Raw genomic sequence first — 15,466 nt, 5'->3', positions numbered from 1 at the left:
CGCATTTGGACCGAGGAAGGATCATATTGCGCCCGAAATACCCTTTGCGCCTTCTTTCCTGAGACATGACAGAGCCCACAACGTGCCGACAATGCGGAACCTGCTGCCGAAAAGGCGGACCAGCCCTCAACCGCGATGATCTTGCGCTTGTCCGCCAGGGGTATATCCGGCACGACCAGTTGCTCACCATCCGGCAGGGGGAGAGGGGGTACAACCCGGCCACCGGCAGGCTTGAACCGGTACCGGTGGAGCTGCTCAAGATCCGGGGGCAAGGCAGTGGCTGGACCTGCCTCTTCTTTGCCGAGGCCAACAACGGCTGCACCATCTATGCGCACCGCCCGGCAACCTGCAGGATTCTAAAGTGCTGGCAGCCGGAAGCGCTTTTGGCCACCATCTACCAAAACACCCTGCGCCGCGCCGACCTGATCAACCCCAACGACCCGATCCTCGCCGAAATCGACCGCCACGAACGGGCCTGCCCTGGCAAGGAATTTACCGAGCTGCTCGCGGACACGGACCGGGACTCCCTCGCCCGGCTCACCGAAATGGTCCGCGCCGATCTGGCCATCAGGGGTGAGGTTGCCCACAAGGTGGGAATTTCGCTGGAGATGGAGTTTTTTCTCTTTGGCAGACCGCTGTTCAAGCAGCTCACAGGGTCTGGGCTGGAGTGTGTCGAGGAGGGAGGAAGAATCAGTTTGCAGAGAAACTCCCCTCGCCCACAAGTGGGCGAGGGGAGTAAAGATATGTTCGGGATGCAAAATTCTCGGCTACCCAAGTAATTGTAACCGTTTAGCAGCGCCGCTTCGCTGCTGCCGTAGATGCGCGAAAGAGGCCTGTCCGCCATACATATAGTATGCGGACAGGCCGATGACAAAGCAGATGCGGTGCTGCTGGACGGTTACAAACCCTTACTTCACCTCGCGCACCATGATCTCCTCGGACCAGTCGTTGTGCTCGAACTGTTCGTGGTCCGGTTTGGCCGGCTTTTCCTCGGTCAGCCTTTGCTTCACCCACTTGAGCACCTGCTCGAACTCCGCGGCCATCTCGGCCATGGCCCGGCCCCGGTGGCTCACCTGGTTTTTTTCCTCCATGGAGGCTTGGGCAAAGGTCTTGCCCAAGGTGGGGCAGTAAAAAATCGGATCATAGCCAAAGCCATCCTCGCCCCTCGGCGCGGTGAGCAGCTCGCCTTCGCAGGTTCCCTCGTAGGTAAGGGCCGGGCCGGAAGGCACGGCGATGGAGATGACACAGTGGAAGGCGGCCTTGCGGTTGGCAACGCCTTCCATATCCTTAAGCAGCTTGGCGGTATTCTCCGCATCGCTGGCATTCTCCCCGGCATAGCGGGCCGAATACACCCCCGGCGCCCCATTTAACGCCTCCACCGCCAGCCCGGAATCGTCGGCAATGCACGGCAGCCCCAGAACCTTGGCGGTGAAATGCGCTTTTTTATAGGCGTTGTCGTCAAAGGTTTCGCCGTCTTCCACCACTGCGGGGATGGGGCCGAAATCGGCCAGGCTGCGGATCTCCACGGGAAAATCCTTAAGCAGCTCCCGGAATTCCTTGAGCTTTCCCTTATTTGTCGTGGCCAACACCAATATATTGAACATGATTTTTCTCCTTTTTGTCGCCGCTGACACTGCCCAGGCAAGAATGATCATTTACCCGCATCACCGCCGGAAGTCAATATGGTCCACGGAAGGGAAGGCGCGACAGGTCGCTTGGGGATCTTTGTTCTTCGCCCTTGTTTCCCACGCCGGTCTCTGCATAAGATAATTACAGCACTTGACCTAGGTCAATGATGGGAGCCGTTTTTTGCAATACGGTTCATCCTGCAACCGGCCCATGCGTCTCTTTCAATTCAGCACAAGGGGGAACCGCTGATGTCGCAACGAACCAGTCCCGCGCCCAACCCGGCAGAACTTCTCTCCGACGAAGATGTCTACGAGGCGATGAAAAAAATCCCCGGCTATCTCGACATCTCGGCCGGGGATTTCAAGGAACTCTATCTCCTCGCCTATGAGCATGCGGAAACGCGGTTATACAACAGTTTGCGTGTCACCGAGATCATGACCCGAGAGGTCATAACGGTTCTCCCCGCCACTCCCCTGGCCGAGGCGGCGGCGCGCATGGCCAAACACCACATCACCGGTCTTCCCGTGGTGCAGGAAGATGGCACCGTGGTCGGCATCCTTTCGGAGCGGGATTTTTTCCGCAACATGGGTGACGGCAGCCAGACCTCCTGCATGGCCCTGATCGCCAACAGCCTTGCCTCGGGAGGTTGCCCCGCGCTCTGCATCCGCGGCACAACCGCAGGGGAAATCATGACCACCCCCGTGGTCACGGTTTTAGAAACCGCCCTGTTGCACGAAGCCGGCACCCTGATGCGGGAAAAAGGCATCAACCGGATACCGGTGACGGACACCAAGAACCGGCTGCTGGGCATTCTCACCCGCAGCGATCTCATGCACGCTTTTCCGGACAAGGGGATTTCATGAACTATTTCGACAAGATGCGCGGCACAACGACAAGCCCGCCCCGGGTCAGCCTGTCCGAGATTTTCTGGTCCTGGATCGGCGCTTTTCTCGGCATTGGTGCGGTGGCGTTCATCAACTACAATCTCTTGCCCCAATCGGACCTGCTCATGCTGATCGGCTCCTTCGGCGCTTCGGCGGTGTTGATCTACGGCGCCATAAAAAGCCCCCTGGCCCAGCCGCGCAATCTCCTCGGCGGCCATATACTTTCGGCGCTGATCGGGGTGGCCAGCTACAAAATGCTGGCTCCGCACATGTGGCTGGCAGCGGCGGTGGCCGTGGCCACGGCTATCGCCGTGATGCACCTCACCAAAACCCTGCACCCGCCGGGCGGCGCCACCGCCCTCATCGCCGTGATCGGCAGCGAAAAGATCTACGCCATGGGCTATCTCTATGCAATTGTTCCCGCCGGGGCCGGGGCCTGCATCATGCTGGTGATCGCGCTTCTCGTGAACAACATTCCGAAAACAAGGCGATACCCCGAATTCTGGTGGTGAGGCAAAAACGTAACTATCCAACGCAGGGTGAAAACTGAGCAACCCACAGATCGGGAAACTGGCCGGCAGTGCCGCAGATACGTGTGTCAATTGTCGGCAGCAGTGCCGACCAAGAGGCCGGCGAAGTGTGCTAGTGCACACGAGCCAGCCGATGACAAAGCAGATGCGGTGCTGCCGGCCAGTTTACCTAGCTCGCCACGGTCAGCCAGGGCGGCACCGGGCAGTTGAGCGCCTCGGCCATGGCGCGGAACAGCTCGGCCTCGCGGATGGTGATCTTTTCGTCGTAGGTCATGCAATCCAGGGCCGCGGCAAGAACCTGTTGCCTAGTCTCGATCCCGCCCTTGGCAAGAATTTTCAGGGCATTGTCAAACCCCGCGAACGAACATTCCGAAGCGGGCCGGTAGGCAAACAGCTTCATCTCCTTGCCAAAAACCCGGACCGCCTGCATCAGCGACTTTCTGGCCAGCTCCTCATCCCCATGCCCCAGCCGGGACACAAGCGAGAGCATGCAGGAAATTTCGTCGCGCATCTGGGCAAGAGACCGGGCCGGGAGCACGGAGTCTGGCTGCGGGTGGAAGTGCGGCTCCAGATGCCGAAGCAGCACATGGTGCAATGCGTATTCGAACAGGCCGATCCGGCCGTCGGCCTGCATGAGCCGGTCAACGGTTCGCTTGAACGCCCCATACTGGTCTGGGGAAAGGCTTTTCAAGGCCGGTATGGCCAGATCCACCAAGGGCAGCCGGATCTCCGCAAGAAGCCCATCCAGGGCGGGCAGGAGGTGCATAAGCTCCTGACGCACCTCCGGGTCCGCCTCTTTTTCCAGAACCGAAAGTTGTTTTGCCCGGAGATCCTTACCAGGGTCAAGGAGAAGGCCGTACACCACCGCCCTGGCCCCGAAACCGTTCCTGGCCGCAGCCCGGACCGGAGAGGGGATGCTGTCGATCATCTCCCTGGCCAGACGCAGATGCTCCCCGTGCGGAGCGGCGATCGCCTCTTTCAGGGGACGGCCCGCGGCCAGGGAATGGACGAAGACATGCCGTCCATCCCCGGAGGCTGGAACTTCGCCCGACACACCGCCAGGCTGTCCGGCGGGCGCTGCATGCATCAAGGCCTCTTCCTCGGTGATCGGGGCCGGGGCGACCCGCGCCGGAAAATCCCCCCGGAATTCCGGATCAAGCCGCTTAATTCTGGCCAATAGGGGCGGGTGGGTGGAAAAAATATTGAACCAGCTTTCGCTGAGACCATTGCCGAAAAACATGTGGCTGATCTCCGAGGCATGCGCGTCGCGGATTTTCGACCCGGCGGACAAGCCGCCGATTTTTTTGAGCGCTCCGGCAAGCCCCAGGGGATTTCTGGTAAACTGCACCGCCGCCGCATCCGCCAAAAATTCCCGCTGCCGGGCCACCGCGCTTTTGATGAGCTTGGCAATAAACACCCCGGTGTAGCCCAGGATAACCAGGACAACCCCGATCACTATCGCATAAAAACCGCCGGTGCCCTGCCCATTGCCTTTGCCGCGCTCCCCCTCGCGATCCGTGGAAAAGGCGCTTTTGAGCAGTATCTCGCCCAACAACCCGATGACCAAAATACCGTGCAGGAGCCCCTGGAGCCGGAGATTGATCGCCATATCGCCGTAGAGGATATGGCTGAATTCATGGGCGATCACCCCCTGCAATTCTTCCCGGGTGAGATACTGCACCGCCCCCCTGGTGACGCCGATCACCGTGTCCTCCTGGGAAAACCCGGCGGCAAAGGCGTTGATCCCGGATTCCCGGTCGAGCAGATAGACCGCAGGCACCGTAATCCCCGAGGCAATGGCCATCTCCTCGACGATGTTCAGCAAACGGCGTTCGTGAAAATCGTTGGTATCGGGGTAGACGACCCGCCCGCCCAGGAGCTGGGCTATGAGGCTGCCGCCGCCGCTGCGCAGCCGCAGGTACTTGTAGACGGTGCCGACAAGGATCAGGGCCAGAACCACCATGGCGATTTTGCCCATCAAGGCGAGATCCCACTGGCTGGGGGAGAGGTTGAAAGGGGTCACCGAGACATAGAGACGGCCCGGGTTGAAGGTGGCCAGCAGATAGAGGAAGAGCGTAACCAGCCCCACGACCAGGGATACGGCCACGGCAAAATACACAACCAGCCGGAAGGTCTTCCGCCGGGCGAGGTGCTGCTGTTCAAAAAAATCCCGCATCGTTGCTCGACCGGAGGCTCAGAAGGCGACCTTGGGCGCCTCGCGCTCTTTTGTCTCCTCAAGCTCCAGGAACTGCGCGGGCTCAAAGCCGAAGATCCCGGCAAAAAGCACGGCGGGGAAGAGCTCGCGCCCGGTGTTGTAGGTCATGACCGCGTCGTTGAAGGCCTGGCGGGCAAAGGCGATCCGGTTTTCCGTGGAGCTCAGCTCCTCGCTCAATTGCATCATGTTCTGGTTGGCCTTGAGATCGGGATAGGACTCCACCAGGGCAAAAAGACGGCCCAGGGTGGTGGAGAGCGCACCCTCCGCCGCGATCATCCCCTGGATGGCCGCGGCGTTGCCCGGATCGGCGGCAGCCTGCTTCTCCGCGCCAGAGGCCTGATTGCGGGCGGCAATGACCGCCTCCAGGGTTTCCCGTTCGTGGGTGATGTACTCCTTGGCCACGGCCACCAGATTGGGGATGAGATCGTAGCGCCGCTTCAACTGCACATCGATCTGGGCAAAGCTGTTTTTGAAGCGGTTGCGCAGCCCCACCAACCGGTTGTAGATCCCGACCACCCAGACAATCATCACCACCAGCACCGCCAAAAAGACAATTCCCCCCAGGCTCAGACCAGCCATCGCGTCCTCCTTTCTTCTTGCGTGATACCAACCGTCACATCAGCACTGTTATGGCCACACTGTTCTAACAGGATGTTGAAAAAAGCCGTCCTGGCTTTTTTCAACCACGATCGGTCAGAAGTAAATTCTGTCCGATCTCACAATTTCAACGAGTTAGGACTCGTCGAAATTGGCGATCCATCCCTGGATCGCACGCAGGGCATCGAAAAACGAGTTTTTCAACACCCTGCTAAAACCAGAGATTGCAGACGGTCACCGCGGCGATGAGCCCCACGGTTTCGCCGCAGAGCGCGGCGGGCAGGGCGTGGCGGGTGCGCCGGATGCCGATGGCCCCGAAGTACACGGCCAGCACATAGAGGGTGGTTTCGCTGGAGCCCTGGATCACCGAAACCATGGCGGCAACGATGCTGTCCGGCGACTGTTGGACGATCTCGCTCATGAAGGCGAAGGAGCCGCTGCCGGAAAGGGGGCGCAGCAGCCCCATGGCCAGGGCCTCGGCCGGCATGCCCACCGCGGAGGTAACGGGCGAGAGGACACCAACCAGGATATCCATGGCCCCGCTGGCCCGGAACATGCCGATGGCGACAAAGATCGCCACCATGAAGGGGATGATGCGCATGGCGGTGGTAAACCCTTCCTTGGCCCCGTCGGTGAGGGTTTCATAGATCCGCACCCCTCGCAGATAGCCGAAGATGAGCAGCCCGGAGATCAGGGCCGGAATCAGCCAGCTCGACAGGCTGTTGAGGCCGGCGGCGGAAAAGGCCAGCGGCGCCTCGGCGCTGCTCAATTGATACACCGCTCCTCCGGCAAAGGCGGCAACCAGCAACCAGACGAACCATTTCCCTGCCGCGCCGGGCGGATACAGCTCCGGCTCACCGCTGGCCTCTGCCTCGATTGGTGCTGTCTCCTGGGTGGCCTGCACAGGGAACTCCACCGCGCCATTGTTGCGGGCCAGCATCTTGGCCGCCACAATGGCCGCGATGGTGGAACAGGTGGTGGCGATAAGCGAAGGGATGAAAATGGCGGCCGGGCTCGCTGCGCCCGCGGCGGCCCGGATGGTGATCACCCCCAGGGGCAGCAAGGTGACGCTGGAGGTGTTGATCGCCAAAAAGAGGCACATGGCGTTGGTGGCCGTGCCCTTTTCCGGGGCGAGCTTCTCCAGCTCCTGCATGGCCTTGATCCCCATGGGCGTGGCCGCGTTGCCCAAGCCCAGGGCGTTGGCCGCCATGTTCATGATCATGGCGCTCATGGCCGGATGATCGTGGGGCACGTCGGGAAACAACCGGACCATCAACGGCCGCACCCGGTGGGCCACGATGCGCATCAGCCCCCCGGCCTCGGCCACCTTCATGATCCCCAGCCAGAGGGCCATGGGCCCGATCAGGCCGATGGCCAGCGTAACCGCATCCTTGGCCGATTCGAACGAGGCGCTGGTAAGGGCGTCCATCCGGTTGGTATAGCTGGCGGTCACCGTGGCCAGCACAACCATGGACAACCAGATAATATTGATAACCGAAGCTTTTTGTTTCATGCCTTCCCCTGTCTGCCCTGGGTGAAAAAAAGAGCAACCCTAGGTAATCAAAACCCCGGCCAAAAAGCCAGGCTTTATTTTTCCATTTTCACACAGCTTCTGATACACTTATTAGCATACGGCTGTCGATGCGCATCTTTCCATGGCGCCGGTCCACGCTCCCGCTTGCCGGGACAACGGGAAAAGAGTTGAAATGCTTTCCTTATCTCACAACATGGTCGCACCTTCACTCTGCCGCAGGGCACAACACACGAGGCGCAACGATGGCAGGCATCCGCTCGTTCCACCGAAAAAAAAGGCCCCTTTCCCGCAAGGCAACCACCCTGGCGGCACTCTCCATGCTCATGGCCGCCAGCCAGCCGTGCTGGGCGGCCCGCGCCAATATTACCGCGCTTTCCCTTGAAGAGCTGCTTGCCGTGGAAATCACCTCGGTTTCCAAAAAAACCGAAAAGGCCAGCGAGGCTGCGGCCGCTGTTTTTGTGGTCAGCCAGGAAGACATAAAGCGTTCCGGCGCCACCAGCATCCCGGAAATCCTGCGCATGGTGCCCGGCCTCCAAGTGGCGCGGATAGACGCCAACAAATGGGCCATCACCAGCCGGGGGTTCAATGCCTTTTCCGCCAACAAACTGCTGGTGCTCATGGATGGCCGCACCGTGTACAATCCGCTTTTTTCCGGAGTCCTGTGGAATGCCCAGGACACCGTTCTTGAGGATATAGAACGGATCGAGGTGATCCGGGGGCCGGGGGCCAGCCTGTGGGGGGCCAACGCGGTCAACGGCGTCATCAACATCATCACCAAACACTCGGCGGACACCCAGGGCACCCTGCTCACCGCGGGAACCGGCAGCGAGGAAAAGGGGTTCGGCACCGCCCGCCATGGCGGAAAAATCAATGACCACACCACCTATCGGGTGTACGGAAAAAATTTCTACCGCGACGATATGGCCTTTGCCGACGGCACCAAGGCCGATGACGACTGGTACCAGTGGCGCGGCGGCTTCCGGGTGGACAGCGGAGCCCTCGAGTCCCCTTACACGTTCACCATCCAAGGGGACGCTTACAACGGCAATGCGGACGCCACAACGAACATTCCCGCCACAAGCCCGCCCTACACAACCGACATCAGCAACCCCAGCAACATTCGGGGCGGAGATCTCCTGACCCGGCTGACCAAAAAAGGGAAAGACAACTCGGAAATGACCCTGCAGGCCTATTATGATCTGGCCAGGAGCAACGACCGGCTGCTGGGCGACGAACGGAGCACGGCTGATCTCGAATTCCAGCACCGCTTTCAGGCCACCACAAAACAGGAGCTGACCTGGGGATTGGGCTACCGTTATACCCGCGACTCCTTGGAAAACAGCCAAACCTTCTCCTTTGCTCCGGCCAGTCGAACCGATATGCTGCTCAGCGCCTTTGTCCAGGATGAAATCACCCTGGTCGACGATCTGCTCCGCCTCACCCTGGGCTCCAAGTTCGAGCACAACGACTTCACCGGCTATGAGGTCCAGCCCAACGGCCGGCTGCTCTTTACCCCGCACAAGCATCATACCTTCTGGGGTGCGGTGAGCCAGGCGGTGCGGACCCCCTCCCAGGCCGAACACGATATCCGCATCAGCAGCGCCATTGCTCCCAGCGCGGCAATCCCCTTCCTTCCTCCTGGTCCGGGATTGGCGGAGATTGTCATTAACGGCAATGAGGATTTCAAGTCCGAAAAACTCATTGCCTACGAAGTAGGCTACCGGACTCAGATCCATGAAGCGCTGGCCTTCGACCTGACCGCCTTTCTCAACGACTATAGCCGGTTGCGGACAACCCCTGCCTCGGCGAACTTTATTACCGCGAACAACAGCGGCGACCCGGCCTTGTTCTATCAGCTCAACTATGAGGCCGGAAACACCATGGAGGGCAACACCTACGGCTTCGAGCTGGTGGCCGACGCCAAGCCCCTGGACTGGTGGCGGCTGCAATTGGCCTACACCTACCTGCGCCTGGATCTGCAGGAGACAGGCCAGGGTCTTTTTGCCAGCGAGGATGCCGAAGGGGAAAGCCCCCGCAACCAGGTCTCGCTGCGGTCCATGATGAACCTCCGCTCCGACATCACCCTGGACACCTGGCTGCGCTATGTGGACAACCTGCCGACCTATGGCATCGACAACTATGTCACGCTGGACGCCCGGGTCGCCTGGCAGGTCAACCCCACGGTCGAACTCTCCCTGGTGGGCCAGAATCTGCTGGATAACGCCCAGCCCGAATTCGGTTATTTGTTCATCAACACCATTCCCTCGGAAATTGAGCGCAGCGTCTATGCGCAAGTACGCATGACCTTCTAGGTTAGGAATCCATGGCGCCAAACCCTTCACAGCCCAAGACGAACCCCGACGGCAAGCGGATCTTCGCGGTGTTCGCGCTTCTGTTTCTCCTCTGCCTGCCGTTTGGCGCGGCACATGGGGCGGGCTATGAAGAGTATGAGCTCAAGGCCGGCTTTCTTTACAATTTCTTCAACTTCATCAAATGGCCGGACCGTTCTTTTGATTCCCCGAAAAGCCCCTATATTTTGGTGATTGTCGGCAACGGAGAGAAAAACCGCGCCATTGAACATGCCCTGCACAACAGCACCGTCGGCGTGCGGCCCCTGAAAATCATCACGACCAACTCGGTAGAGGATCTTGACAAGGCGCACATGGTTTTTTTCCTGGAATCCTATAAAAATCCCGACCTGGCCAAGGTGCTGGCCCAGCTCAAGGGAAAACCGGTGATAACCGTGGGCGAGGAGAAAAATTTCATCACCCTGGGCGGCGACATCAATTTTGTGCAAAAAGGCGCCAAAATCAAGTTCCAGATCAATCCGGCCTCAACGGAAAAAGCCGAGCTTAAAATCAGTTCGCGGCTGCTCATGCTTGCCGTTGGCCCGGAGCAGTCGGCAATAGATTACGACAGACCCCTCCGCGCCACCTCCCCCAGCACCATCACCTCGAACCTGCGCCTGAATCAGGAAACAGCAAGGGACCATGGAATACTTTAACCGCCTCCCGATCAGAAAAAAACTTCTGCTCATCATCATGCTCGTCACCGGGGGAGTGCTGCTTTTTGTCAATATCGCCATGTTTTCCTACGAGTTTTTCACTTTTCGGCATGTCCTGGCCAATAATTTGGCCGTATTAACAAAAGCAACCGCGGAAAACGCAAAATCCACCGTGGTTTTTTCCGATCAGGATGCCGCCACGGAAACCCTGCTGGCGCTGCGCGCCGAACCCAGCATCCGGTATGCCGCCATCCTCACTCCGGACCAGCGGGTCTTTGCCGTCTACGGCAAGGATGCGGCCGGTTTTCAGCCGCCGGCGATCCCCGTCAATAGCCCGGTCTTTGGCAAAAACTCCGTCGATTTCCTTACGGAGATAGAGCTTGGGGGCAAAACCGTTGGCCTGATCTTTGTCCGCTCCGATCTCCACCATGAACAGATCCTGCTCAAGCGGTATTTTCTGGTCGCCCTCCTGGTCATGGGGACAACTTTTTTCCTGGTCTGGATCATCACGGGGAAGCTCCAGCGGATTTTCACCAAACCCATAGAACAGCTTGCCGCGACAATTCGCGGGGTTACTCGGGATCAGGATTATTCCTTGCGGGCTCCGGTGAAAAACAAGGACGAGATCGGCGCGCTGACCATGGGCTTTAATGAAATGCTCAATGAAATTGAAATCCGGGATCAAGCGCTCACCCTGGCACACAGCGATCTTGAACTGAAGGTCGAGGAGCGGACCCGCGATCTTGTCCTGGCCAAGGAGGCGGCGGAGGCGGCAAGCCAGGCAAAGTCGGAATTTCTTGCCAATATGAGCCATGAAATCCGCACCCCCATGAACGGCGTCATCGGCATGACCCAACTGGCCCTGCAAACCGAATTGACCGATGAACAACGGGATTATCTGGAAACCATCGACCTTTCGGCCAGCCGCCTCATCCAGGTGATCAACGATATTCTCGATTTCTCCAAGATCGAGGCGCACAAGCTGGACATCACCACGGGCGACTTCAATCTTCGGGAAACCGTCGAGGATACCACGCAGGAACTGGCGGGCCGGGCGCACGAGAAAAAACTGGAACTGGTCTGCCACATCGAGGAGGATGTTCCTGAATTCCTCATTGGCGATGCCTTCCGCCTCCAGCAGGTGTTGACCAACCTCCTGGGCAACAGCATCAAGTTCACCGAATCCGGCCAAATCCTCTTGGATGTGCAGCTTAAGGGCGAGTACGATGGCGCCGTTGAATTGCTGTTTTCCGTTTCCGACCAAGGCATCGGCATCCCCGAAGACAAGCAGCAAAAGATTTTCGAAGCCTTCAGCCAGGTGGACAGCACCATGGCCAGAAAATTCGGCGGCACCGGCCTGGGGCTCTCCATCTCTTCCCGCCTGGTCCACCTCATGGGAGGACGCATCTGGCTGGAAAGCACTCCCAATGCCGGCTCCACCTTTTTCTTCACCATCCTCTGCCAAAAGCAGTCTGGGGAAAAAGCCATTCCGCAGGCATCTCCTGCCTTCCTGGAGGGAAAATCCATTTTGGTCGTGGACGACAACCCCATCAACCAAAAGATTCTGCTGCAAAAACTTACGCACCTTGGCATGCGAGCGCGGACTGTTTCCGGCGGCGCGGAGGCGTTGCAGGTTTTGCAGGAACACCTGGACGCAGGAACGCCCTTCGCCCTGGCCATCGTCGACATCCAGATGCCGGACATGGACGGCTTCACCCTGATTGAAAAAATCCGGCAGCATCCTCGGTTGACCCAACTGCCGGTGATCATTCTCACCTCCGCGGGGTTGCCGGAGGACAAGGAGCGAAGCAACCGCCTCGGGGTGCACGCCTATCTGCTCAAGCCGTGCCGGCACAAGGATCTGCTCAAGAGCATCTCCACCGTTTTTGTCCGGGCGGAACGTCTTGAGCCTGCCGTCGAAACGCCTCAAGGCGAAGAGACACAGAAAACACTCCATATCCTGCTGGCCGAGGACAATCTGGTGAATCAAAAAGTGGCGCAAGGGTTGCTCAAAAAAGAAGGGCATTCCGTGGTCGTCGCCAACAATGGCCTGGAAGCCCTCGAAAAATACCGGGCGGAACACTTCGATGTGATCCTGATGGATGTGCAGATGCCGGAGATGGACGGCTTTGAGGCAACCGCGAAAATTCGTTCCCTGGAACAGGGAACAGACAGACACATCCCCATCGTTGCCCTGACCGCTCATGCCATGAAGGGGTACAGCGAAAAATGCGTGACCGCCGGCATGGACGCCTATATCTCCAAACCGATCATCATTGGCGAGTTCAGGAAAATCCTTGAAGAGATCCCGCCCACCCGGACCGGCCACGGTTCCTGAAATACTCACGCTCGCAGCGAATACGGCTTTTGCGGCGTGACCCCAAGCCCTTTGGCCTCCAGGAGCCCTTTAAATTATTGCAAGTTATTTTAAATAGTTAGAACTATCCTTCAATCCCCCCTCCCGCACCCTCGGCAAACCCGCCAACCAACAAAGCAAAAAACTACAAAAAAACAAAGAGTTAAAAAAAACAGCGGACCTGTTTTTTTTCTTGACACTTTTCCGTGCAATAAGCATAAACTGGTTCAGTCAAATACGTTGAGCCGCCTGCGGATATCAGCGATATCATTTTGAAATTATTTGTTCTTTTCCCGAGCTCCACCGAACAGCCAGCAAGGAGAAAAACGATGCAACAAAAGGTTATAGATCTTGAAGAGCAAGAGGAACCTCCAGGGTGTTGCCCAACCGCTTTTCCGTTTCCCAGCCAACCACCCTCCCAGACCTTCCGCCAACGCCATTTTTCCTCCGCCACCGACGATGACTGGCACGACTGGCGCTGGCAGCTTCGCAATCGCATCACCAGCCTCAAAAAACTCGGCAAGCTCATAGACCTCTCGGACAGCGAGCGGCAGGCCATGGCCTTCAATGGCGCCACCCTGCCCCTGGCCATAACCCCCTATTACGCCAGCCTCATTTCCCCTGACGATCCCAGGCAGCCCCTCCGTCGCACCATGGTGCCGACGGTCAACGAGCTCCTGGTTTCCCAAGGCGAGGAGCACGACCCCCTGGGCGAGGAGAACCACAGCCCGGTGCCCGGCCTGGTGCACCGCTATCCCGACCGCGTCCTTTTTCTGGTCACCGACTACTGTTCGAGCTACTGCCGCTACTGCACCCGCTCCCGGATGGTCGGTCGCCGCAAGAGCCACAGTCCGGCCCGCTGGCAGAAAGCCATCGCCTACATCGCGGCCAATCCGAACATCCGCGACGTGCTGCTTTCCGGCGGCGACCCGCTTACCATGGCCGACGAACAGTTGGACTGGCTGCTGAGCCGGCTACGGCAGATCCCGCACGTGGAGATGATCCGCATCGGCACCAAGGCGCCCATGGTCCTGCCCCAGCGCATCACGCCCGAGCTGGTGGGTATGCTGAAAAAACATCACCCGCTGTGGATAAGCATCCACTGCACCCATCCCGACGAGCTGACCGAGGAAGCGACCAGGGCCTGCGCCATGCTCGCCGATGCGGGCATTCCCCTGGGCAGCCAGACCGTGCTCCTCTCCGGGATCAACGATTCCCTGGACACCATGCGGCAGCTCATGCACGGGCTGGTAAAGATCCGGGTCAAGCCCTATTACCTGTACCAGTGCGACCCCATTATCGGCTCGGCCCATTTCCGCACCCCGGTTTCCAAGGGGCTGGAGATTTACCAAGGGCTGCGCGGCCATACCTCGGGCTATGCCGTACCCAACTATGTGATCGACGCGCCGGGAGGCGGGGGCAAGATTCCGCTCCTCCCGGAAACCGTGGTCGGTCGCGAGGGCAACGACCTTTTGCTGCGCAACTACGAGGGCAAGGTTTACCGCTATCCCGACCTGATCGGCGCGGCCGGCCGGGCAAGCTGATGAAGCTATGCCCGAATCGAATACCCCCTCCCTCGACGGGAGGGGGCCAGGGGTGGGTGAAGCTCCAATCTGCCGGGCTCATAGCTGATTCCCCCTCTCCCTAACCCTCTCCCGCAAGGGGAGAGCAACCGTGTTTAAGGTCAAGTAGTTTTTAGCGTCCAAGGAGCATTATTTTTCAACATGGCGTTCATAATGGTCAATAGCTTACGCATACAGGCAACGATGACTACCTTGGCAGGTTTTCCTGTCTTTTTGAGGCGTTCGGCAAACGCTTTGATGGCAACATTACAGCGAATTGCCGAAACGGTGGCCATGTACAAGACAGCTCGCACATCGGCACGTCCGCCCCAGATAAAACGCTTACCGCGATGTTTTCCGCTGTCGTTCGCCAATGGAGCAACGCCTGTCAGCTTTGCTATTTCCCGTCGATTGAGCTGCCCAAGTTCCGGGCATTTGGCCAGCATCGTTAAACTGGTCACCGCACCGACACCGGGAATACTACTCAACAGATCGTCCTTGATGCGCCAAGCTTCGGATGTTCGTAAACGTTTGCCCAAATCATCATCAAGCTTGGCTATTTGTTTGTTCAACCAATCAATGTGGGTCTTCAGGCTTTTTTGCATAGTCTTTGACTTTGCGCTACTCAAACGGATGGTCTCTTGAACACGAATCGAGACCAACTGGCGACGCCTGCTCACCAAATCATCGAGCTCGCGCAGGTCAGCGTCTTTAAGCGGTCGCACAGGCGGTCGGATAGCGCGAGCAAAGGCACACAGGACTGTGGCATCTACTCGGTCAGTCTTTGCCAATTGACCGGTGGCTTTGGCAAAATCCCGGGCCTGGCGGGGGTTAATAACGGACACCGGCAACGAGTGTGCCAGGAGTTCAATCGCCAAGGGTGTTTCCAGCCCGCCAGTCGCCTCCATTACGATTCGTGTCGGCGACATGGCCGTCAGTCTATGACAAATTTCAGCGATGCCCTCGTCATTGTAGGCGATGTGCAAATTTTCTCCGGCAGGTTCAAGCCGGAGGTCTAACAGGATGTTGAAAAAGAGTCTTCACTGAAGGCGTTCTTGCCGTCAGCCCTGATTTTCAAATTGTTCTTTGAAACTTTGCACCCACCCTGTGGGAGATTCTGCCATATTTCGATGCACTTTTCTTCATTTCAGGGGA

General features: G+C 58.6%; 12 protein-coding genes. 7 read left to right on the top strand and 5 right to left on the bottom strand.

Translation table 11 applies throughout. The features are described 5' to 3' along the window. Positions 1 to 65: 65 nt before the first annotated feature. On the top strand, positions 66 to 779 hold the full coding sequence (locus MWR57_RS08595; RefSeq protein ID WP_423124398.1) for a YkgJ family cysteine cluster protein: 714 nt from the start codon (positions 66 to 68) through the stop codon (positions 777 to 779). Between the two features lie 129 nt (positions 780 to 908). On the opposite strand, the gene MWR57_RS08590 is transcribed toward MWR57_RS08595, so the two are convergent. After that, complete coding sequence (locus MWR57_RS08590; RefSeq protein ID WP_423124397.1) at positions 909 to 1,604, bottom strand: XTP/dITP diphosphatase; 696 nt, start codon at positions 1,602 to 1,604, stop codon at positions 909 to 911. Positions 1,605 to 1,877: 273 nt separating this feature from the next. Here MWR57_RS08590 and MWR57_RS08585 point away from each other — a divergent pair, with 273 nt between their 5' ends. Next, the gene (locus MWR57_RS08585) at positions 1,878 to 2,492 is read left to right on the top strand and encodes a CBS domain-containing protein (RefSeq protein ID WP_423124396.1); all 615 of its coding nucleotides are present in this window, start codon (positions 1,878 to 1,880) and stop codon (positions 2,490 to 2,492) included. After that, positions 2,489 to 3,025, top strand: coding sequence for an HPP family protein (locus MWR57_RS08580; RefSeq protein ID WP_423124395.1), 537 nt, complete (start codon positions 2,489 to 2,491; stop codon positions 3,023 to 3,025). Before MWR57_RS08585 ends, MWR57_RS08580 begins: the two co-directional genes overlap by 4 nt. Before the next feature lie 187 nt (positions 3,026 to 3,212). Here MWR57_RS08580 and MWR57_RS08575 read toward each other — a convergent pair whose 3' ends face one another. The 3 genes from MWR57_RS08575 to MWR57_RS08565 all read right to left on the bottom strand — a co-directional run bounded on the left by MWR57_RS08575 (position 3,213) and on the right by MWR57_RS08565 (position 7,368). Continuing rightward, on the bottom strand, positions 3,213 to 5,219 hold the full coding sequence (locus MWR57_RS08575) for a M48 family metallopeptidase (protein ID WP_423124394.1): 2,007 nt from the start codon (positions 5,217 to 5,219) through the stop codon (positions 3,213 to 3,215). 18 nt (positions 5,220 to 5,237) lie between these two features. Next, positions 5,238 to 5,837 (bottom strand): LemA family protein, encoded by a 600-nt coding sequence (locus tag MWR57_RS08570; protein WP_423124393.1) that lies wholly within the window; start codon positions 5,835 to 5,837, stop codon positions 5,238 to 5,240. Positions 5,838 to 6,066: 229 nt separating this feature from the next. After that, complete coding sequence (locus tag MWR57_RS08565; RefSeq protein WP_423124392.1) at positions 6,067 to 7,368, bottom strand: nucleoside recognition domain-containing protein; 1,302 nt, start codon at positions 7,366 to 7,368, stop codon at positions 6,067 to 6,069. 263 nt (positions 7,369 to 7,631) lie between these two features. Here MWR57_RS08565 and MWR57_RS08560 point away from each other — a divergent pair, with 263 nt between their 5' ends. The 4 genes from MWR57_RS08560 (at position 7,632) to MWR57_RS08545 (ending at position 14,293) form a co-directional block, all read left to right on the top strand. Next, positions 7,632 to 9,701: a TOL_0244 family TonB-dependent receptor gene (locus MWR57_RS08560; RefSeq protein WP_423124391.1), complete on the top strand. Its 2,070-nt coding sequence runs from the start codon at positions 7,632 to 7,634 to the stop codon at positions 9,699 to 9,701. 11 nt (positions 9,702 to 9,712) lie between these two features. After that, entirely contained in the window at positions 9,713 to 10,393 is a 681-nt protein-coding gene (locus tag MWR57_RS08555) for a YfiR family protein (protein ID WP_423124390.1), read from the top strand. Then, on the top strand, positions 10,380 to 12,731 hold the full coding sequence (locus MWR57_RS08550) for a response regulator (protein WP_423124389.1): 2,352 nt from the start codon (positions 10,380 to 10,382) through the stop codon (positions 12,729 to 12,731). Before MWR57_RS08555 ends, MWR57_RS08550 begins: the two co-directional genes overlap by 14 nt. Positions 12,732 to 13,078: 347 nt before the next feature. Next, the gene (locus MWR57_RS08545; RefSeq protein ID WP_423124388.1) at positions 13,079 to 14,293 is read left to right on the top strand and encodes a KamA family radical SAM protein; all 1,215 of its coding nucleotides are present in this window, start codon (positions 13,079 to 13,081) and stop codon (positions 14,291 to 14,293) included. 140 nt (positions 14,294 to 14,433) lie between these two features. On the opposite strand, the gene MWR57_RS08540 is transcribed toward MWR57_RS08545, so the two are convergent. Beyond that, complete coding sequence (locus MWR57_RS08540) at positions 14,434 to 15,336, bottom strand: IS110 family RNA-guided transposase (RefSeq protein ID WP_423124473.1); 903 nt, start codon at positions 15,334 to 15,336, stop codon at positions 14,434 to 14,436. Between the last annotated feature and the right edge of the window lie 130 nt (positions 15,337 to 15,466).

Origin of the sequence: Hydrosulfovibrio ferrireducens, from assembly GCF_046883345.1 — a bacterium.
Taxonomy (GTDB): domain Bacteria; phylum Desulfobacterota; class Desulfobulbia; order Desulfobulbales; family Desulfurivibrionaceae; genus Thiovibrio; species Thiovibrio ferrireducens.
The sequence above is the reverse complement of the archived record's forward strand: the minus strand, read 5'-3'. Positions and strand labels throughout refer to the sequence as shown.

Coding starts and splice junctions, on each gene's coding strand:
- MWR57_RS08590 (WP_423124397.1), bottom strand. CDS start 1,604: ATGTTCAATATATTGGTGTTGGCCACGACAAATAAGGGAAAGCTCAAG.
- MWR57_RS08595 (WP_423124398.1), top strand. CDS start 66: ATGACAGAGCCCACAACGTGCCGACAATGCGGAACCTGCTGCCGAAAA.
- MWR57_RS08585 (WP_423124396.1), top strand. CDS start 1,878: ATGTCGCAACGAACCAGTCCCGCGCCCAACCCGGCAGAACTTCTCTCC.
- MWR57_RS08565 (WP_423124392.1), bottom strand. CDS start 7,368: ATGAAACAAAAAGCTTCGGTTATCAATATTATCTGGTTGTCCATGGTT.
- MWR57_RS08545 (WP_423124388.1), top strand. CDS start 13,079: ATGCAACAAAAGGTTATAGATCTTGAAGAGCAAGAGGAACCTCCAGGG.
- MWR57_RS08560 (WP_423124391.1), top strand. CDS start 7,632: ATGGCAGGCATCCGCTCGTTCCACCGAAAAAAAAGGCCCCTTTCCCGC.
- MWR57_RS08555 (WP_423124390.1), top strand. CDS start 9,713: ATGGCGCCAAACCCTTCACAGCCCAAGACGAACCCCGACGGCAAGCGG.
- MWR57_RS08575 (WP_423124394.1), bottom strand. CDS start 5,219: ATGCGGGATTTTTTTGAACAGCAGCACCTCGCCCGGCGGAAGACCTTC.
- MWR57_RS08570 (WP_423124393.1), bottom strand. CDS start 5,837: ATGGCTGGTCTGAGCCTGGGGGGAATTGTCTTTTTGGCGGTGCTGGTG.
- MWR57_RS08550 (WP_423124389.1), top strand. CDS start 10,380: ATGGAATACTTTAACCGCCTCCCGATCAGAAAAAAACTTCTGCTCATC.
- MWR57_RS08580 (WP_423124395.1), top strand. CDS start 2,489: ATGAACTATTTCGACAAGATGCGCGGCACAACGACAAGCCCGCCCCGG.